Genomic DNA, 20496 nt, shown 5'->3' on the forward strand with positions numbered 1-20496 from the left:
ACAAAAAAAAATACATCCTGTTGTAAATATTCGTAAGCCCTTTTATGTGAGTCATATCACAGATTGGAGGCCTTTAGACATTAATGACACCAGACACGAGTCGCGAGGATTGTTAGTAAAAACGGGGCTTCAGAAAGAAATTTAAATAATTGTTCACCTTTTCGCTACTTATCGATTGAATTCGCAGGTATGACCCGTATAATTTGCTCGTTTTTTGCTGCTTGACTCAGTGGTGTAAAGGCAGTTTTATACGTCATTCGGTATACCTCTGAAAAGGTACGGAGAGAGCAAACGTCATGCCTGTATCCCTTTACAGCGGAAAAGTTGCCTTAAGGCTGCTGTTGTTACAGTTAGTGACTTTTGCTTTGTTGAGTGCTGTTTTCAGCCTCAATAGCGTCAACGCTGCTGCTTCTGCATTAGGCGGAGGATTGGCAGCCTGGTTACCGAATGTGTTGTTTGTGCTGTTTGCCTTGCGTCACCAGTCACACAAGCCTGCTGATGGACGTGTGGTGGCTTGGTCATTCGCGATTGGCGAGGCGCTTAAGGTATTTATCACCATTGCACTGCTAGTGGTGGCGTTAGGCGTGTTTAAAGCGGCATTCTTTCCGCTTGGCCTGACTTATTTATCGGTGCTGGTTATGCAGATCGTGGCACCGGCCGTAATTAATCGTTGCCGTAATTAACAACAAAAGGGTAAGAGACATCATGGCTGCTGGAGAAATCTCTACTCCGCAAGAGTATATCGGTCACCACTTGCAGCATTTGCAGGTCGGGACGGGTTTTTGGGCGATCAACGTCGATTCGATGTTTTTCTCCATCGCTCTTGGGGTCCTCTTTCTGGTTATCTTTCACCGCGTAGCGAAACGTGCAACCAGCGGTGTGCCAGGTAAGCTGCAAACCGCCGTAGAACTGGTTATCGGTTTCGTTGATGGTACCGTGCGCGATATGTTCCATGGCAAAAGCAAACTGATTGCTCCTCTGGCGCTGACCATTTTCGTCTGGGTTTTCCTGATGAATATGATGGACCTGCTGCCCATCGATCTGTTGCCGCAAGCCTGGGCGGGTGTCTACAGCCTGCTGGGGTACGACCCTGCGCATGCTTATCTGCGTGCTGTGCCGACGGCTGACGTGAACATCACGCTGTCGATGGCGCTTGGGGTATTTATCCTGGTTCTGTTCTACAGCATCAAAATGAAGGGGCTTGGCGGTTTTGTTAAAGAACTGACCATGCAACCGTTCAACCATCCAGTATTTATTCCTATCAACCTGATTCTTGAAGGTGTCAGCCTGCTGTCCAAACCTATTTCCTTAGGCTTGCGACTGTTTGGCAATATGTATGCGGGTGAGTTGATCTTCATCCTGATTGCCGGTCTGTTGCCGTGGTGGTCACAATGGCTGTTAAATGTGCCTTGGGCTATTTTCCACATTTTGATTATTACGCTTCAGGCTTTTATTTTCATGGTTCTGACGGTTGTTTATCTCTCGATGGCATCTGAAGAGCATTGATTTTCTTTCAACAAATAACGTTTTTAACTGAAACAAACTGGAGACTGTCATGGAAAACCTGAGTGTGGATCTGCTGTACATGGCTGCCGCGTTAATGATGGGTTTGGCGGCAATCGGTGCTGCGATCGGTATCGGCATTCTGGGTGGTAAATTCTTGGAAGGTGCTGCTCGTCAGCCTGACCTGATTCCTTTACTGCGTACACAGTTCTTTATCGTCATGGGTCTGGTTGACGCCATCCCGATGATCGCTGTTGGTCTGGGGCTGTATGTGATGTTTGCGGTGGCCTAAGCAGAATGTGTTCTGCTGAGGTTAAAACATCAACTTATTTAACTTTGAAAGAGGCATTGTGCTGTGAATATTAATGCAACAATCCTCGGCCAGGCCATTGCGTTCGTCCTGTTTGTCTGGTTCTGCATGAAGTATGTATGGCCGCCGATGATGGCAGCCATCGAGAAACGTCAGAAAGAAATTGCTGACGGTCTGGCTTCTGCTGAACGTGCCAAAAAAGATTTGAACTTGGCTCAGGCCAATGCGACAGATCAACTGAAGAAAGCCAAAGCGGATGCTCAGGTTATCATCGAGCAGGCGAACAAACGCCGTGCTCAGATCCTGGATGAGGCGAAAGCTGAAGCGGAAGCTGAACGTAACAAGATTGTGGCGCAGGCGCAGGCTGAAATCGAAGCCGAACGTAAACGTGCTCGTGAAGAGCTGCGTAAGCAAGTTGCTGTATTGGCGATTGCTGGTGCCGAGAAAATTATTGAACGTTCCGTGGATGAAGCTGCTAACAGCGACATCGTTGATAAACTGGTCGCTGAACTGTAAGGAGGGAGGGGCTGATGTCTGAATTTGTCACGGTAGCTCGCCCCTACGCCAAAGCAGCTTTTGACTTTGCGGTTGAGAATCAGGCCTTGGATCGCTGGCAGAACATGCTGGCGTTTTCGGCCGAAGTCGCGCGCAATGAGCAAATTGCCGAGTTGCTTTCTGGTGCAGTTGCACCGATTGAACTGGCGAAAACGTTCATTGCCGTTTGTGGTGATCAACTTGATGAAGCCGGTCAGAACCTGATTAGGGTAATGGCCGAGAACGGACGCTTACCGGTGCTTACTGAAGTACTGGAACAATTTATTCAACTGCGGGCAGCGCTAGAATCGACGGTTGACGTCGATGTCATTTCTGCCAATACGTTGAATGAGCAGCAGCTATCGAAGATCGCTGCTGCTATGGAAAAACGTCTGTCACGCAAAGTGAAGCTGAATTGCAAAATTGATAAGTCTGTCATGGCCGGCGTGGTTATTCGCGCGGGCGATATGGTGATAGATGGCAGCATTCGCGGTCGTCTGGAACGTCTGGCAGACGTCTTGCAGTCTTAAGGGGACTGGAGCATGCAACTGAATTCCACCGAAATCAGCGAACTGATCAAGCAGCGCATTGCTCAGTTCAATGTGGTGAGCGAAGCTCACAATGAAGGTACTATTGTTTCCGTCAGCGACGGAATCATCCGTGTCCACGGTCTGGCAGACGTGATGCAGGGAGAGATGATCTCTCTGCCGGGTAACCGTTATGCGATCGCACTGAACCTGGAGCGCGACTCCGTTGGTGCGGTAGTTATGGGTCCGTATGCGGATCTGGCTGAAGGCATGAAAGTAAAATGCACCGGCCGTATTCTTGAAGTTCCAGTTGGCCGCGGCCTGCTGGGTCGCGTGGTCAACACGCTGGGTGCACCGATTGACGGTAAAGGCGCACTGGATCACGACGGTTTCTCTGCGGTTGAAGCGATTGCGCCTGGCGTTATCGAACGTCAGTCCGTTGATGAGCCGGTACAAACGGGCTATAAGTCCGTTGACGCCATGATTCCAATCGGTCGTGGTCAGCGTGAGCTGATTATCGGTGACCGTCAGACGGGTAAAACCGCGCTGGCCATCGACGCCATCATCAACCAGCGTGATTCCGGCATCAAATGTGTGTACGTCGCTATCGGCCAGAAAGCCTCCACGATTTCTAACGTGGTACGTAAACTGGAAGAGCATGGCGCACTGGAAAACACCATTGTTGTTGTTGCTACCGCGTCTGAATCTGCTGCTCTGCAATACCTGGCACCGTATGCCGGTTGTGCGATGGGCGAGTACTTCCGCGACCGTGGTGAAGATGCACTGATTATTTATGATGACCTGTCTAAACAGGCCGTTGCTTATCGTCAGATTTCTCTGCTGCTCCGTCGTCCGCCAGGTCGTGAAGCTTATCCTGGTGACGTTTTCTATCTCCACTCCCGTTTGCTGGAGCGTGCATCGCGTGTTAACGCCGATTACGTTGAAGCATTCACCAAGGGTGAAGTGAAAGGGAAAACCGGTTCGTTGACCGCTCTGCCGATCATCGAAACGCAAGCGGGTGACGTTTCTGCGTTCGTTCCGACCAACGTAATTTCTATTACCGATGGTCAGATCTTCCTGGAATCCAACCTGTTTAACGCCGGTATTCGTCCTGCGGTTAACCCAGGGATCTCCGTATCCCGTGTGGGTGGTGCAGCACAGACCAAGATCATGAAAAAACTGTCCGGTGGTATTCGTACCGCGCTGGCACAGTACCGTGAACTGGCAGCGTTTTCTCAGTTCGCTTCCGATCTTGATGATGCAACCCGTAAGCAGTTGAGCCACGGTCAGAAAGTGACCGAGCTGTTGAAGCAGAAACAGTATGCGCCGATGTCTGTCGCACAGCAGTCTCTGGTTCTGTTTGCGGCGGAACGTGGTTATCTGGAAGATGTTGAGCTGTCGAAAGTCGGTAGCTTTGAAGCGGCACTGTTGGCTTATGCTGACCGTGAGCATGGCGAACTTCTGCAACAAATCGACCAGACTGGCGCTTATAACGATGAGATCGAGGGCAAGTTTAAAGGCATCCTCGATACTTTTAAGGCAACCCAGTCCTGGTAACGCCCGGTGGCCTGCTGTAAAGCAGGCCGCAAGGCTTTGAGGAGAAGCAAAGATGGCCGGCGCAAAAGAGATACGTAGTAAGATCGCAAGCGTCCAAAATACGCAGAAGATCACCAAAGCAATGGAAATGGTCGCCGCTTCCAAAATGCGTAAATCGCAGGATCGTATGGCGGCCAGCCGTCCTTATGCGGAAACCATACGCAATGTGATTGGTCACCTTGCGTTAGGAAATCTGGAATATAAACACCCGTACCTGGAAGAACGCGATGTTAAGCGCGTTGGGTATTTGGTGGTGTCTACTGACCGTGGTCTGTGTGGTGGTTTGAACATTAACCTGTTCAAAAAACTCCTGGCTGATATGAAATCCTGGAGCGACAAAGGCGTTGAAACTGATTTAGCGCTAATTGGTTCCAAAGCGGTCTCTTTCTTCGGTTCGGTAGGCGGAAACATTGTTGCTCAGGTTACCGGTATGGGGGACAACCCTTCCGTATCAGAATTGATCGGCCCGGTTAAAGTTATGCTGCAAGCCTATGACGAAGGTCGTCTGGACAAGCTGTATATCGTCAGCAACAAGTTTATTAATACCATGTCTCAGGAACCGCTTGTTGTTCAAGTGTTACCGTTACCGCCTTCGGATGACGGTGAGTTGAAGAAGAAAGCCTGGGATTACCTGTATGAACCCGATCCTAAGTCGCTGCTGGATACCCTGCTGCGCCGTTATGTAGAATCTCAGGTTTATCAGGGCGTCGTAGAAAATCTGGCTAGTGAGCAGGCCGCGCGAATGGTTGCGATGAAAGCCGCGACCGATAACGGCGGTAGCCTGATCAAAGAGCTGCAGTTGGTATACAACAAAGCTCGTCAGGCCAGCATTACCCAGGAACTCACCGAAATCGTCGGGGGAGCCTCCGCGGTTTAAAGCAGGTTTACGAATTACGTATTGTCGAATTACGTAGAGGATTCAAGATGGCTACTGGAAAGATTATCCAGGTAATCGGCGCCGTGGTGGACGTCGAGTTCCCGCAAGATGCCGTACCGAAGGTGTACGATGCGCTTGAGGTAGAGAACGGCGCTGAAAAACTGGTGCTGGAAGTGCAGCAGCAGTTGGGCGGCGGCATTGTTCGTTGTATCGCAATGGGTTCTTCTGACGGCCTGCGTCGCGGGTTGAACGTGAATAACCTGGACCACCCGATCGAAGTGCCGGTAGGTAAAGCAACGCTGGGTCGTATCATGAACGTATTGGGCGATCCCATCGACATGAAAGGCGACATCGGCGAAGAAGAGCGTTGGGCTATCCACCGTTCAGCTCCGAGCTATGAAGAGCTGTCAAACTCACAGGAACTGCTGGAAACCGGTATCAAGGTTATCGACCTGATGTGTCCGTTTGCCAAGGGCGGTAAAGTGGGTCTGTTCGGTGGTGCGGGCGTAGGTAAAACCGTAAACATGATGGAGCTGATCCGTAACATCGCGATCGAGCACTCCGGTTACTCCGTGTTTGCAGGTGTTGGTGAGCGTACCCGTGAAGGTAACGACTTCTACCACGAAATGACCGACTCCAACGTAATCGATAAAGTATCACTGGTGTATGGTCAGATGAACGAGCCGCCGGGTAACCGTCTGCGCGTAGCATTGACCGGTCTGACCATGGCGGAAAAATTCCGTGATGAAGGCCGTGACGTACTGCTGTTCGTCGATAACATCTACCGTTATACCCTGGCCGGTACGGAAGTATCTGCACTGCTGGGTCGTATGCCTTCTGCGGTAGGTTATCAGCCGACGCTGGCGGAAGAGATGGGCGTTCTGCAAGAACGTATCACCTCAACCAAAACCGGTTCTATCACCTCCGTTCAGGCCGTTTACGTTCCTGCGGATGACTTGACTGACCCGTCACCAGCCACCACCTTTGCTCACTTGGATGCAACCGTGGTACTGAGCCGTCAGATCGCTTCTCTGGGTATCTACCCGGCCGTTGACCCGCTGGATTCCACCAGCCGTCAGTTGGATCCGCTGGTTGTTGGTCAGGAACACTATGATGTTGCTCGTGGCGTGCAGTCTATTCTGCAACGTTATCAGGAACTGAAAGACATCATCGCGATTCTGGGTATGGACGAGCTGTCTGAAGAAGACAAGTTGGTGGTATCCCGTGCGCGTAAGATTCAGCGCTTCCTGTCTCAGCCGTTCTTCGTAGCGGAAGTATTTACCGGTTCTCCGGGCAAATACGTTTCCCTGAAAGACACTATTCGTGGCTTTAAAGGGATTATGGAAGGCGAATACGACCACCTGCCAGAGCAGGCGTTCTATATGGTTGGTTCCATTGAAGAAGTCGTGGAAAAAGCCAAGAAACTGTAACGCCTTGTAGGAGGGTGACATGGCTATGACTTACCATCTGGATGTCGTGAGTGCAGAACAGCAAATGTTCTCCGGTCTGGTGCAGAAGATCCAGGTAACGGGGAGCGAAGGCGAACTGGGTATTTATCCGGGACATGCCCCTCTGCTCACTGCCATTAAGCCGGGTATGATTCGTATCGTTAAGCAGCACGGTGAGGAAGAGTATATCTATCTTTCTGGCGGCGTCCTTGAGGTGCAGCCGAATATGGTCACCGTACTGTCTGATACCGCTATCCGTGGGCAGGATCTGGATGAAGCACGTGCGCTGGAAGCGAAGCGCAAAGCCGAAGATCATATCCGCAATTCGCATGGCGATGTGGATTATGCTCAGGCTTCCGCAGAGCTGACTAAAGCGATTGCGAAGCTGCGTGTTATCGAGCTGACCAGAAAAGCGATGTAACAGATAAGCTTGCAATAATTGAAGGCCAGTCAGTTCACACTGACTGGCCTTTTTCATTTAAGGTGATGTTATACGCCGAGATAAAAATGCTGCGAGAGCAGGCATGTTGGGTATGACAAAGTGCGTCGAGCGGTAGTAACGGATAGATCGTAAAGACGCTGTGAATACGTCCATGTACGCTCGAGCCGCGCAATATGAATCTCATCCCTGAGATTCACCCTTTCAGGGCCGTCGCTAGCGACGTTCAAAAACGTTCCTGACGTTTTTGTCCATGGCGCGGACGCTTTACTCTTCTATTCCATTATCCCCGTTTTCGTTCTGCAAAAAGGGCTTTTCAATAGTCTGAAAATACCTTATTTTTTCTTCAGGAAATCGCCAAGTACCAGATTGCCTTTGGCATCACGCGTAAACGTCTCCGGAACGGTAACGGATACGAAGTTATTTACGGTGATTTCCTTGCCTTGCGCGTTAACCGAACGGTCTTCTTTGATGAAATAGTTGGTGTTATCGATATTGCCGACAACCGCATCATCATATTTACCCGCTTTGGTTTTCAGCGAAATGTTGTTCTTGAAGACGCCTTGTTTTTCCGGGCCAGAGTAAGGGCTTGGGCGGAAGATAAAGTTAAAGCGTTCGTTATCTAACGCGATGTTGTCTTCAACGATCAAGGCGCCAGGGTTGAAGTTGTCAGTGAAGCCATCAAGTTTGTTGCCCACAGCAATGCTGTGTTTAACCTGATGTGCTACTGGCTGGCCTTCTCCACCCATTTTGAAGCCGTTGCTGGTGTTGTTCATGGCAATTGAATTCTCGATCACCACAACGCCGTTGGCGCCGTCTTCAATTTTGTTAAACAGGTCGAAGCCGTCATCGATGTTGTTGTGCGAGAACGCACCGCGGATCACGTTGCCTTCACCCACACGCATTTTCACCGCGAAACCGTCGGCGTTAATTTTGCCTGGATCCTGGTTGCTGTGAGATTCTGAATTCAGAATCAGGTTATGGCTGGCCCACAGTGGTCTGCCTACATCTGCCGTCGAGGTCACCTGAATACCCGTATCGTCAGCGTGGTGCGCCAGAACACGTTCGATAGTGTTATAGCTCCCTTCGATACGGAATGGTTTCTCTGTAATTTCAATCCCTTTAACATGCCAATGGCTCGCTTTCAACTGCAGGCCATGAATGACGGCTTTATTGCCGACAGCAAACAGGTTCTTGACGGTTTTTTTCTGGCCGCTGGCGCTGACAGGGATTTCAGCCGCGCTGTAATCGCCATCGTTGAGCCAGATGGTGCCACCAGTTGGTAGCGCCGCGACGGCGCTGGCTAAATCGATCGGTGCATTTTTACTGCCGTCATTGCTGGCTGAACCTTGTGGCGAAACATACAGATTTTTAGCGTCTGCATAGGCTACTCTTTCAACCTTGAACGTGCTCTCTTTTACTGCTTTATCATCGCCTTCCGTAGGCTGGTAGGCAATCTTGAACTCAGCGCCGTTACCAGCAATTTTCGCTGGCAGAGATAAGGTTTCTCCCGCTTTTACCTGCTTCGCTTCACCCAGAGATTTACCATCTTGCGACACCGCGATCGTGCCATTGTAATTGGCTCTGGCCTGAACCACATAGTGTTCGCTGGTGGTTTTAGGCGATGACATAACCTGGAGCAAAGGATCATAATCCTTGGCTTTAAACTCCGGTGAGGCTTTGGTTTGCGCTGGTGTCGTGGTCAACTGTGCATTGCTGACGGTAATTTTGGCGTTACGGGAAGCAAAGAAACCGACGTAGTAATGGTCTTTATCCAGCTTGGTGACGACGTCCGCGCCTTTGACTTCTTTTGATACCCAGTTGTCCGTCCCTTTCGGCGCATAAGAGGTAATGAAGCCGTCGTTGGTGCGTTCCAGTTTCAGACGGAACGTTGGCGTTTGCTCTAGATTTACATTTTCCTGATAGCTGGTTTTGGTAATTTTCGCGCCGGCGTTGCCCCACGGTTGTGTGACGCCATTACGTAAAATTGCCTGTAGTTTGATTTCGGTATGAGACTTTTTATCCTGCGTCATGATGGCGTTCATCACCATGTTGGATGCCGCAGGGAATTCCTCATACCCTTCTTTCAGCGGTTCCTGACGCGGCACGCCGATAATATCGCGCACCAGAATCCCCGCGCCTTCCTGAGCTGCCGGTTTGGCGCCATTTTCTGGCCCAAACTGTTCCACAGTAATATCAGACTGAAGTGTAAAGTTCACATTCGCAGGCAGTTGCGTATAGAAGAACGTCAGCCCGTCATGGGTGTTGGCAATCTTTCCGCCACGGCTCTCGATCGTGATCGGTGTGGATAAATCAGCATTATCCCCCGGTGATAATTTTTTGCCGTTAATGGTGACGTTATTAACACCAACTTTTTCCGGCAGGACATTGGATGAGAAGTTGACGTCTGTCGATTGGCCAAAGGCGACACCGTGCCAGACTGGCGATGATTCTGTCGCGGCGTGTGTACTGAAGCTGAAAAGTAATGCATTCGTCAACGCGACGGCTGCGAGGCGTGAAGAACGGTGTTTCCGTAATGAATCACATTTTTGTGAAGAACAACGTTTCATTGTATCTCCTTCGTTATTGAATTATTTGCCCGCGTATATTGCTATAAATGAAACGCTGTTTCTTTTGTGTGTGTCACAAATGGAAATACTTAAAAACAAAGTCTGTTTTTTATGAAGCTCTGTGTCATTTCTGTTGATGTCGATAGCACGGTGTCCGTTTCTTCTCCTTATGAACATTCGCCGTTTTGAGTGAAATTTTCAGAAAAAACTCACCAAAAAGTATCCGCGTTAAGCAGTAGTTTCGGTAAACTCTGGTTATTCATGCCGTAGCAGGCTGGCCATTTTATTCTTGCGGAGCGGTGGCTCCGTATTGTCAGGATACTTATGTCAAATAGTTCGATGAGTGTGGTAATCCTTGCTGCGGGTAAAGGGACCCGTATGTATTCGGACCTTCCCAAGGTGCTGCATAAACTGGCGGGTAAGCCGATGGTTCAGCACGTTATTGATGCTGCAATGACGACAGGCGCACAGCACGTTCATCTGGTCTATGGCCACGGCGGCGATCTGCTAAAACGTGAATTGACCGATCCGGCGTTGAACTGGGTATTGCAGGCGGAACAGCTGGGAACCGGGCATGCGATGCAGCAAGCCGCGCCTCATTTTGTTGATGATGAAGATATTTTGATGTTATATGGCGATGTGCCGCTGATTTCATCGCAAACGCTGGGACGTTTACGCGAGGCTAAGCCGCAGGGCGGTATCGGCCTGTTGACGGTGGAGCTGGACGATCCGACGGGCTATGGACGAATTGTGCGTGAAAAGGGTGCCGTAGTCGGGATCGTCGAGCATAAAGATGCCAGCGAAGAACAGCGCCAGATTAACGAGATCAATACTGGCATTTTGATCGCGAACGGCAAAGATCTGAAGCGTTGGCTAAGCCAGTTGAATAACAACAACGCACAGGGCGAGTTTTACATCACCGATATTATTGCGATGGCAGCGGAAGAAGGTCAGCGTGTTGAAGCGGTCCATCCCGAGCGGTTGAGCGAAGTTGAAGGCGTTAATAATCGTCTGCAACTGTCGGCGCTGGAGCGCGTTTATCAGTGTGAACAGGCGGATAAACTGCTGTTGGCGGGTGTCATGCTGCTCGATCCGGCTCGATTTGATCTGCGCGGCGAATTGACTCATGGTCGCGATGTGGTGATTGATATCAATACGGTCGTGGAAGGCAATGTTAAGCTGGGTAACCGAGTGAAAATCGGTGCAGGCTGTGTGATCAAAAACTGCATCATTGGCGATGATTGTGAGATCAGCCCTTATTCCGTGTTGGAAGATGCCGTACTCGAAGCACAGTGTACCGTTGGCCCATTTGCCCGCCTGCGTCCAGGATCAGAACTGGCTGAGGGTGCGCATGTTGGCAACTTTGTCGAACTGAAAAAAGCGCGTTTAGGTAAAGGATCAAAAGCGGGTCACCTTAGCTATTTGGGGGATGCGGATATCGGTTCCGGTGTTAATATTGGCGCGGGAACGATCACCTGTAATTATGACGGCGCAAATAAACACAAAACAATTATTGGTGACGATGTATTTGTCGGCTCGGATAGTCAGCTGGTAGCGCCCGTTAGCATAGCCAGCGGTGCGACGATCGGTGCGGGAACGACGGTTACGCACGACGTGGCAGAGAATGAGCTGGTGGTCGGTCGCGTGAAACAACGGCATATTTCCGGCTGGCAACGTCCGGTGAAAAAGAAATAATATTTAATGCCTCTGCACGCAGCGGAGGCGGTTTTGTCCTGTGCTTTGGCCGATCCCTGAGCACAGAACAAAACATAATAATCCCCAACTCTCTACAAGGCTCGGGGAACCCGGAAAAACCGGAACAATCAGGTCTAAGACATCCCTGGTGACACAATATGTCACTTTTATAGGAATACCATCGATGTGTGGAATTGTAGGCGCAGTTGCGCAACGTGATGTTGCTGAAATTTTGTTGGAAGGTTTACGCCGTCTTGAGTACCGCGGTTATGACTCTGCGGGCCTGGCGGTTGTTGACAGCGAAGGAAATGTCGCCCGTTTGCGTCGTCTGGGGAAAGTGCAGGTGCTGTCTCAGGCAGCCGAAGAGCATGAACTGCACGGCGGTACGGGTATTGCCCATACTCGCTGGGCAACGCACGGTGAACCTTCTGAAGAGAACGCACACCCGCATGTTTCTGAACATATCACTATCGTCCATAACGGCATTATCGAAAACCATGAACCGCTGCGCGAACTGCTGATCGGTCGCGGCTATCGTTTTGTTTCTGAAACCGATACCGAAGTGGTTGCTCATCTGGTTCATTTCGAACAGCAGCAGACCGGCGGAACGCTGGTTGACGTGGTTAAGCGTGTGATCCCACAGCTGCGCGGTGCGTATGGCATGGTGGTGTTGGATAACCGCGATCCGAGCGTACTGGTTGCCGCGCGTTCTGGTAGCCCGCTGGTGATTGGCCGTGGTGTGGGTGAAAACTTCATTGCCTCCGATCAGTTGGCATTACTGCCTGTGACTCGCCGTTTCATGTTCCTGGAAGAAGGTGACATTGCGGAAATCACCCGTCGTGATGTACGCGTTTTTGACAAATCCGGCGTGCTTGCTGCACGCGAAGAAATTGAATCAAAAGTGAATTACGATGCTGGTGACAAAGGTGCGTATCGTCACTACATGCAGAAAGAGATCTACGAACAGCCGATGGCGATCAAGAACACCCTTGAAGGGCGTTTCAGCCACGGCGAGATCAATCTTTCTGAGTTAGGTCCGAAAGCGGATGAGCTGCTGGCGAAGGTTGAACACGTTCAGATTATTGCCTGTGGTACATCCTACAACTCCGGTATGGTTTCTCGTTACTGGTTTGAATCACTGGCCGGTATTCCGTGCGACGTGGAGATTGCTTCCGAATTCCGCTATCGCAAGCCTGCCGTGCGTAAGAACAGCCTGATGATTACCCTGTCTCAATCCGGTGAAACCGCAGATACGCTGGCAGCACTGCGTTTGTCCAAAGAACTGGGCTATCTGGGATCGCTGGCTATCTGTAACGTCGCCGGTTCCTCGCTGGTGCGTGAATCCGATCTGGCGCTGATGACTAAAGCGGGCGTAGAGATTGGCGTGGCCTCGACCAAAGCCTTCACTACCCAGCTTACCGTTCTGCTGATGCTGGTGGCGCGTGTTGGCCGCCTGCGCGGTATGGATGCGAAAATTGAGCATGAGATCGTTCACGGTTTGCAGGCGCTGCCAGCGCGTATTGAGCAAATGCTGTCTCAGGACAAACTCATCGAATCTCTGGCGGAAGGTTTCTCTGACAAGCACCATGCGCTGTTCCTCGGCCGTGGCGATCAGTATCCGATCGCAATGGAAGGGGCGCTGAAGCTGAAAGAGATTTCTTACATCCACGCGGAAGCCTATGCCGCAGGCGAACTGAAACACGGCCCGCTGGCGCTGATTGATGCGGATATGCCGGTTGTTGTCGTGGCACCGAACAACGAGCTGTTGGAAAAATTGAAATCCAACATCGAAGAAGTTCGGGCGCGCGGCGGTGAGCTGTATGTCTTCGCTGACGAAGATGCCGGTTTCACCAGCAGCGAAAATATGAAGATTATTCCACTGCCGCATATCGAAGAAGTGATTGCGCCAATCTTCTATACGGTGCCGTTGCAGTTGCTGTCTTATCACGTCGCGCTGATTAAAGGCACCGATGTCGATCAGCCACGTAACCTGGCGAAATCCGTTACGGTAGAGTAATTTTTAAAAACGGAGGTAAATAGCGATTGTGTTATTTACCTCTGCTTATTTTGATAGTTCATCTCATTTTTTATCCCCCTTATTTTAAGTCCACCGCATTCTCCTTATCAAAATTTATTGGGTATATTGGTTTACCCATATTGATTAGTTCTTAATATGAATAACAAACAACAATACCAGGATATCGATGAAGGGAATGCAACTCAATTAAGCAACTGACTCGCCATCTTTCTCATCTGACAGTTCACCAGATTGTAGGCCAGCAGCATAATATCAAGGCGGTTAACTATCTGATAAGGAGGATCTTTACACTCCAGCACCATACCCACAATGTACCAGACCATCATTTCCAGCGGGAGACGATGTTTATGCAGAGTGACAATCTCGGACTCTTAAAGACAACGTTAAATGAGCGCTGGGTCAAGAAAGTCACCCAAAGAAGTCAGGGGTTACGGGTGGCGTTTTAGCAGGAGATAAGATTAAGAGCCTGAGCAATAAGCATAAAAAAATCCGGAAACGAGGGTGATTTTCGGATTTTTACACAATAACTGGAGCGTTCAGCCGATCCTTAATTGATCGGTATTACCCGTCTCGGCAGCGGCAATAAAAATTCGGCGTTGATCGAGGGTAATGGCGTCTGACATAACTATTGGCTCGGGCGATGGGTTCAATTAATGGTAAGCGTTCTGGCAGCTCAATCTTTCTCATACTGACAGTGGTCAGCTTACCTTTATCATCGTCTGGGTGACTTGAATAATCCAATTAATGACAGCATCCACCCGTGGTGCAATATGCCTGCGGTGCGGAAGCAACAAAGAAACTTGTCGTGGCGGTGGTACGAACTCTGGCAACACCGCTACCAATGCTCCGGCGTCAAGTAAACGCTGGCTGGTGGCTTGCTTCTGTAATCAAAGCCACGGACTCTTGCTTAAAACAGAGCAATCAACACGATAAAACAGGGCTCTTGACCTCAATCAACAGCCCTTATCGTTCCACGATATTGCGGACAACTCACAAATTTATTACCCCTGTTCAATTTTCAATAATTAGAAAATCTTAATAATCATCGAACTCAACAGGCTTTGACTCTCCCAATCTGACCTGATTTTCATCCACTACGTCGCAAGACTGGGGGGCAGTTTCTTCATGTGTTAGTGATGAAAGGCGATAACTTTTTACACGCCAATATCAACTAACCACTGTTCGACTGTGCGCGGATGAATACTCAATAGTTGCTGCGCACTTATTTTTACATTGATTGCAGAATCTTTGGTTAGCGCTTTTGCTTCGTAACCTGCAACAACGTCAGCCGCTACCGCCGCACCAAACAATACTGCCAAGCGCTCCCCAAATTCTTTCGGAGTCAAACTCGTATAACTGACTTCTCGCCCCAAATGATTAGCGAATGATTTCGCAAGTTCATCACCAGTAACAGCCGGTAACTGACCAATCTCAACGACGCCTGTGATCGCATCGCTCATCAAAAGTGCCGCTGCGACATCAGCAACATCCAGATGCGAACACCAGGAAACTGGGTAATCTGCTCGTAGTGGATAAGGGAGAACGCCTTCAGTTTTCACTGCCTCAATCACTATCGGTAACAGCAAATTTTCGAGATATAAACGTGGCGCAATTATCGCGCTAGAGACGCCTGTTGCTTCAACTCCACGGATCAATTCGGCTAGCGCACTTTTATCCTCTGAATCACCCAATACCCATCCGCTAGTAGAAATTACCACCCGTTTTGGGCGGGCAAGCCCAACTGCCTCTGCGATATTCTGTGCATATTGCAGGCGCAGGCTTTCAGGCCCTAATGGCAAATGGATAAAAACGCCTTTCGCACCCAAGTACGCCGCAACCAAGGATTGAACGGACGTGAGATCCACCGCTACGGCTGAACCCGATTCAAGATTTTGTGGATGCCTAATCGCAGCCGTTACATTTTTACCTTCAGCCACCAATTTTCTAAACAGGGGGGATCCTTGTGCGCCAGTTGCGCCGTGAACTACGTATGTCATAAACACCTCTATGGTTAAATAAACAGACTATTAATAGTGCTGTGCTAAGATAGGTTACGTCAAATGCACTATTAGAGATGTTTTGCCATGAATGAAAATAAAGTTCCCTGCTGTGGAGTCGCTCGGTTTTTAGTCCTTCTTGATGGACCATGGGCGACCTTAATTGTGCGGCAATTGCTCCTTGGCCCCCAGCGTTTCACGCAACTACGAGATGCCCTGCCAGGCATAAGTGCGCATACCCTGACTCATCGGCTGAAAAAATTTGAGGCGCACGGATTGGTCACTCGCACTGCCTATGCAGAAACACCGCCGCGCGTTGTTTACGAACTCACTCCGCTGGGAGAAGGTTTACGCGGTGTGTTGGAGTCAATGAAAACCTGGGGCGACGCAGTGCCGAATGAAATAATTGTGGGGAATGTAAAATATAACGAGGCAAGCTTGGCCGACATTAGCGTTCCTTTACCGGAGTTGAAGTCTCCTTCTTGAACAATCGTCTATAAACCGACGGTGAGGGAGAAGAGCGCGAGCCGTGGTTCGCTCCCCCTCTGGATTGATGCCAATGTCATGAACAACTAAGTTCACCACGACCATCACTGACAGGCAGCCCACCCACATTATAACGGTCACTTGGGGCTGGATAAGCATTCTTACGACTAATTTGGGAAGCCCCTTTTTAATTAACGCAGACTGAAATCACCTAATCTATATCTTTAATGTATCGATAACCGCTCTCAAAGCTGGCGACGCATTGCGATGAGGGTAGTAAAGATATAGACCGTCCAAGCGGTGGCTAAACTGTTGCAACACCCTGATTAGTTTTCCGTGTTCAAGCTCAGTGGCAACTAGCTCCTCCGGCACATAGGCCAACCCTAATCCCATTTTTGCAGCTGCTGCTTCCATATAGCTGTCGGAAAAGACCCACTGCCCCTCTGGCCGATGCTTGATGGGCTTACCCTCGAGCCAAAGCTCCCACTGATATAGGCTGCCATCGGCAAACTGGTAGGCAATGCAGGGGTGGACCGCTAGCTCGGCTGGCGTCTGCGGAAAGCCGTATTGCAGAAAATGATCCGGCGTCCCCACCATCACCATCTCCATATCCGGGGTGATGCGCACGGCCACCATCCCCTCGTCCACCTCGCCCCCCAGACGCACACCGGCATCGAAGCGCTCATCGATGATATTCACGAAGCGGCTTTCGCTGATGAGCTCCAGACGGATATCAGGATAGTGCTGCCTGAAGATGACCAGCTTAGGCAGCAGCACCTTTTCAATGGCGTGCTGACTGGCATTGATCCTCACAGTACCTGAAGGGATATCGCGAAAATGTGCGAGCGTGGCAAGCCCCGCATCCAGGGATTGAAAGCCGCTCATTGCCGTGCGGTATAACTGCTCGCCAGCCTGGGTCAGTGACAGGCTGCGGGTGGTGCGCACCAACAATTGCACCCTGAGCCTGACCTCGAGATCGCGGATTGTACGACTGATCCCGGACTGAGCCAGTCCCAATCTGGCTGCTGCCCGGGTAAAGCTGCCTTCCCGGGCAACCAGCATGAAAACGTGGAGATCGTTGTAATTTTCGCGGCTTGTCATCTTGTTCCACCCACACTTTTTTCAGCCAGCCATGGCTTGTTCAACGCCTATTGGACGTCCGAATTAAGAACACATACACATTAATGTTATCAAAAAAACCGATCTAATCATCACAAATGGTTCTAACTAGAATGTAGCTTATGGTTCACAACACCATCAATCCAGTACCACGGATCAGAAACCCGATTTCAAGGAGTTTTGCCATGAATGTCCTCCCCAAGAAGCTGACAGCTATCGCGTCTGCCCTGCTGCTGGGCGCAGCATTAACCGGAGTATCCACAATGAGTCATGCACAGACTGCCAATCCCACTGAACCCGTCTCAATGGTGACCCAATGGGACAAGACTTTTGCCCAGAGCGACAAAGTCGAGCATCGCAAGGTGAGCTTCAAGAACCGTTATGGCATCACCCTGGTCGCTGACCTCTATCTGCCGAAGAACCGGGGAAACGCCAAGCTAGCGGCCATAGCTCTGGGCGGCCCCTTTGGCGCGGTGAAGGAGCAGTCGAGCGGTCTCTATGCCCAAACTCTGGCCGAGCGCGGGTTCGTCACTCTGGCATTTGACCCCTCCTACACCGGCGAAAGCGGCGGTCAACCGCGCGATGTGGCCTCACCCGACATCAATACCGAAGACTTCAGCGCAGCCGTCGATTTCCTTGGCTTGCAAGAGGAAGTGGACCGTACTCGGATCGGTTTGCTGGGGATCTGCGGCTGGGGTGGTATGGCCCTCAATGCCGCAGCCGCGGATACTCGCATCAAAGCCGTGGCGACCAGCGTAATGTATGACATGAGTCGAGCCATGGGGCATGGGGTGGGCGATGGCAAGGATCGTTACACCACTGCCGATCGCCGCGCCATATTGAAACACCTGAACGAACAACGTTGGCAAGACGCAGAAAGTGGCTCATTTGCCCATAGCAATCACGATCTCTATGTCGACCAGAAGGGTAACGTCACGGCAGCCAGCCGGACCCTGCCAGAGGCACTGCCGGACAATCCGCATCCGGTACTCAAGGAGTTCTTCGATTACTACCGTTTGCCACGCGGGTTCCACTCCCGCTCGGTGAACTCCAATGGAGCCTGGACCACCACCATGCCCCTGTCGTTTATGAATATGCCACTGTTGAGCTATGCCAGCGAGATCAAGATTCCTACGCTTGTCGTCACCGGCGAGAACGCCCACTCGCGCTACTTTGCCGAAGATGCCTTCAAGGCCGTGGGAAGTCAGCAAAAAGAACTGGTCGTGGTACTGGGCGCCAACCATGTTGATCTCTACGATAACGTGGCAGGCAAGATCCCCTTTGGTCAGTTTGAGCAGTTCTTCAAGACCAACCTGAAGTAAAGACCAAGCACGCGGCGGGCCATCCCGCCGCGCATTTTCCATCGGATGCGGTATCACATGACGTGTCTGCTGCACGTAAGCTGATCGGCAATGACCACTGAAACACGCACCATTGAAGCCTTCCAATGACGCACCTCCACCCTTCAATATCAGGTCCTAAAATGAAGACTCATCATGCCACTGTCGAATCCCTCCCCGCAGTACAAGAACATTGGGGGGCCGTGGGGGCCATGTCCCTCTGCTGATCGCCGCCGAGTTTATGCCGGTCAGCCTACTGACCCCGATCGCCCGCGATCTCGGTGCCAGCGATGGCCAGGCAGGCCTTGCCATCTCCATCTCGGGCCTCTTCGCCGTCGTCGCCAGCCTGCTGGTCACTCGGGTCTGCGCCCACCATGAGCGGCGTCATGTGCTGATGCTGACCCTGTGGGGTGCTATCAATGCCGCCATTCCGGTTGCCTGGTCCGCCTGGATAGCTCGGGGGATCCACGATGCCCCCGAGAATGGTGGCGGCCTCATCGTTGCCGCAATTTGGCTCATTTTTGGCATTGCACTGCTTGCCCGCGACACAGAATCAACGAGATTATCGATGACCGTAGACTGGATCTGGCAACATGATGAGTGGCCAAACTTTTGCTGGCAAGATTGGCTGTTACTGCCACGACTACGCCGTGCAAATTACTTAGCCATAACTAGACTCACTGACCGATCCCCTGCACCAGTCAGAACGCCTGTTCTGGCTGGTGATGCCTGAATTTTCCTGCACTCTGCGTCACTGTCATAAAACTGTCACACTGCGTACATTTTACTGTCACCAAATTGTCCTATTTTTCCTCCTGCGAACTACATTCTGATTTGATAACTCTGATAGATAACGACGTTACGTCGACACGTTTGAGTATCCCACAGGAGGGATTATGAAACTGATGCGTACCACTCTTGCCAGTGTTGTTGCGGCAACCTTTTCTCTGACGGCATTTTCTGCTTTAGCTGCTGCTAACCTCACCGGTGCCGGTGCGACATTCCCTGCGCCTGTTTATGCCAAATGGGCTGACTCCTATCAAAAAGAAACGGGTAATAAAGTTAACTATCAAGGCATCGGTTCTTCTGGCGGTGTAAAACAGATTATCGCTAAAACGGTCGACTTTGGTGCTTCTGACGCGCCTCTGGCTGACGACAAATTAACACAGGATGGTTTATTCCAGTTCCCAACCATTATCGGTGGTGTGGTGTTGGCAGTGAACGTTCCTGGTATCAAATCTGGCGAATTGACGCTGGATGGTAAAACGCTGGGTGACATTTACCTGGGTAACATCAAAAAATGGAACGACCCAGCAATCACCAAACTGAACCCGAATGCCAAACTGCCGGATCAGGACATCGCTGTGGTTCGTCGTGCTGACGGTTCTGGTACGTCTTTCGTATTCACTAGCTACCTGGCAAAAGTGAACCCAGAGTGGAAAGAGAAGATTGGTGCAGGTTCTACCGTGAACTGGCCGACCGGCCTGGGCGGTAAAGGTAATGATGGTATCGCGGCCTTCGTACAGCGTCTGCCTGGTTCTATCGGTTACGTAGAATACGCGTATGCGAAGCAGAACAACCTGACTTACACCAAACTGATTTCTGCCGATGGCAAATCGGTTAGCCCGACTGGCGCAAGCTTCAGCAACGCAGCCAAAGAGATCGACTGGAGCAAGTCTTTCGCTCAAGACCTGACTAACCAGAAAGGCGCTGACGCATGGCCGATCACCTCAACCACGTTCATCCTGGTTCACACCAAACAGGAAAAACCTGAGCAGGGCGCTGAAGTGTTGAAATTCTTCGACTGGGCGTTCAAGAAAGGCGGTGAGCAAGCCGAAGCGCTGGATTACGCCACGCTGCCAAAAGAAGTGGTTGAGCAAATCCGTGCAGCCTGGAAAACTCAGGTAAAAGACAGCAGCGGCAAAGCACTGTACTAATTAGTGTATCGACACGTCGTGTTGATAACCAGAGCACGATGAGGTTGTCAGGTTCTGGGAAATACGTAGTGGAATAACAA

Annotated in this window: 18 protein-coding genes and 1 pseudogene; 15 read left to right on the forward strand and 4 right to left on the reverse strand. The window is 50.7% G+C overall.

Annotated elements, in window-relative coordinates; genetic code table 11:
• Positions 1–296 precede the first annotated feature (296 nt).
• The 9 genes from atpI to DMB82_RS20475 all read left to right on the forward strand — a co-directional run bounded on the left by atpI (position 297) and on the right by DMB82_RS20475 (position 7216).
• Entirely contained in the window at positions 297–683 is a 387-nt protein-coding gene (gene atpI / locus DMB82_RS20435; protein WP_102118001.1) for a F0F1 ATP synthase subunit I, read from the forward strand.
• A 22-nt stretch (positions 684–705) separates the two neighbouring features.
• Positions 706–1506: a F0F1 ATP synthase subunit A gene (atpB, locus tag DMB82_RS20440; RefSeq protein WP_102118000.1), complete on the forward strand. Its 801-nt coding sequence runs from the start codon at positions 706–708 to the stop codon at positions 1504–1506.
• Positions 1507–1555: 49 nt separating this feature from the next.
• Positions 1556–1795 (forward strand): F0F1 ATP synthase subunit C, encoded by a 240-nt coding sequence (gene atpE, locus DMB82_RS20445; RefSeq protein WP_005976545.1) that lies wholly within the window; start codon positions 1556–1558, stop codon positions 1793–1795.
• 63 nt (positions 1796–1858) lie between these two features.
• Complete coding sequence (gene atpF, locus DMB82_RS20450) at positions 1859–2329, forward strand: F0F1 ATP synthase subunit B (protein WP_010681466.1); 471 nt, start codon at positions 1859–1861, stop codon at positions 2327–2329.
• Positions 2330–2343: 14 nt separating this feature from the next.
• Positions 2344–2877 (forward strand): F0F1 ATP synthase subunit delta, encoded by a 534-nt coding sequence (gene atpH / locus DMB82_RS20455; protein WP_010300085.1) that lies wholly within the window; start codon positions 2344–2346, stop codon positions 2875–2877.
• 12 nt (positions 2878–2889) lie between these two features.
• Positions 2890–4431, forward strand: a complete 1542-nt coding sequence (atpA, locus tag DMB82_RS20460) for a F0F1 ATP synthase subunit alpha (protein ID WP_005976551.1) — start codon at positions 2890–2892, stop codon at positions 4429–4431.
• Positions 4432–4483: 52 nt separating this feature from the next.
• Positions 4484–5347, forward strand: coding sequence for a F0F1 ATP synthase subunit gamma (atpG, locus tag DMB82_RS20465; RefSeq protein ID WP_005976554.1), 864 nt, complete (start codon positions 4484–4486; stop codon positions 5345–5347).
• A gap of 47 nt (positions 5348–5394) precedes the next feature.
• On the forward strand, positions 5395–6777 hold the full coding sequence (gene atpD, locus DMB82_RS20470) for a F0F1 ATP synthase subunit beta (protein ID WP_039317443.1): 1383 nt from the start codon (positions 5395–5397) through the stop codon (positions 6775–6777).
• 19 nt (positions 6778–6796) lie between these two features.
• Positions 6797–7216: a F0F1 ATP synthase subunit epsilon gene (locus DMB82_RS20475; RefSeq protein ID WP_005976558.1), complete on the forward strand. Its 420-nt coding sequence runs from the start codon at positions 6797–6799 to the stop codon at positions 7214–7216.
• Between the two features lie 353 nt (positions 7217–7569).
• Here the strand turns inward: DMB82_RS20475 and pelX are convergent, their stop codons facing one another.
• On the reverse strand, positions 7570–9804 hold the full coding sequence (pelX, locus tag DMB82_RS20480; RefSeq protein WP_116164538.1) for a pectate disaccharide-lyase PelX: 2235 nt from the start codon (positions 9802–9804) through the stop codon (positions 7570–7572).
• 324 nt (positions 9805–10128) lie between these two features.
• Here pelX and glmU point away from each other — a divergent pair, with 324 nt between their 5' ends.
• Complete coding sequence (gene glmU / locus DMB82_RS20485; protein WP_116164536.1) at positions 10129–11499, forward strand: bifunctional UDP-N-acetylglucosamine diphosphorylase/glucosamine-1-phosphate N-acetyltransferase GlmU; 1371 nt, start codon at positions 10129–10131, stop codon at positions 11497–11499.
• Between the two features lie 184 nt (positions 11500–11683).
• The gene (gene glmS, locus DMB82_RS20490) at positions 11684–13516 is read left to right on the forward strand and encodes a glutamine--fructose-6-phosphate transaminase (isomerizing) (RefSeq protein WP_116164535.1); all 1833 of its coding nucleotides are present in this window, start codon (positions 11684–11686) and stop codon (positions 13514–13516) included.
• Positions 13517–13779: 263 nt separating this feature from the next.
• Here glmS and DMB82_RS20495 read toward each other — a convergent pair.
• Positions 13780–13962, reverse strand: a pseudogene (locus tag DMB82_RS20495) (transposase domain-containing protein); the annotation flags it as partial.
• Between the two features lie 729 nt (positions 13963–14691).
• Positions 14692–15534: an SDR family oxidoreductase gene (locus DMB82_RS20500; RefSeq protein ID WP_039546156.1), complete on the reverse strand. Its 843-nt coding sequence runs from the start codon at positions 15532–15534 to the stop codon at positions 14692–14694.
• A gap of 87 nt (positions 15535–15621) precedes the next feature.
• Here DMB82_RS20500 and DMB82_RS20505 point away from each other — a divergent pair, with 87 nt between their 5' ends.
• Positions 15622–16020 (forward strand): winged helix-turn-helix transcriptional regulator, encoded by a 399-nt coding sequence (locus DMB82_RS20505; RefSeq protein WP_116164534.1) that lies wholly within the window; start codon positions 15622–15624, stop codon positions 16018–16020.
• Positions 16021–16236: 216 nt separating this feature from the next.
• On the opposite strand, the gene DMB82_RS20510 is transcribed toward DMB82_RS20505, so the two are convergent.
• Positions 16237–17121 carry a LysR family transcriptional regulator gene (locus DMB82_RS20510; RefSeq protein WP_039546151.1) on the reverse strand — a complete coding sequence of 295 codons (885 nt, stop codon included), beginning with the start codon at positions 17119–17121 and terminating at the stop codon, positions 16237–16239.
• Between the two features lie 203 nt (positions 17122–17324).
• Here DMB82_RS20510 and DMB82_RS20515 point away from each other — a divergent pair, with 203 nt between their 5' ends.
• From DMB82_RS20515 to pstS, 3 genes are all read left to right on the forward strand, one after another.
• The gene (locus DMB82_RS20515) at positions 17325–18461 is read left to right on the forward strand and encodes an alpha/beta hydrolase (protein ID WP_039546149.1); all 1137 of its coding nucleotides are present in this window, start codon (positions 17325–17327) and stop codon (positions 18459–18461) included.
• Positions 18462–18672: 211 nt separating this feature from the next.
• Positions 18673–19212: a hypothetical protein gene (locus DMB82_RS20520; RefSeq protein ID WP_228400023.1), complete on the forward strand. Its 540-nt coding sequence runs from the start codon at positions 18673–18675 to the stop codon at positions 19210–19212.
• Positions 19213–19375: 163 nt separating this feature from the next.
• Positions 19376–20416, forward strand: a complete 1041-nt coding sequence (pstS, locus tag DMB82_RS20525; RefSeq protein WP_102117984.1) for a phosphate ABC transporter substrate-binding protein PstS — start codon at positions 19376–19378, stop codon at positions 20414–20416.
• Positions 20417–20496: the final 80 nt, after the last annotated feature.

Origin of the sequence: Pectobacterium aquaticum (assembly GCF_003382565.3) — a bacterium.
GTDB lineage: Bacteria > Pseudomonadota > Gammaproteobacteria > Enterobacterales > Enterobacteriaceae > Pectobacterium > Pectobacterium aquaticum.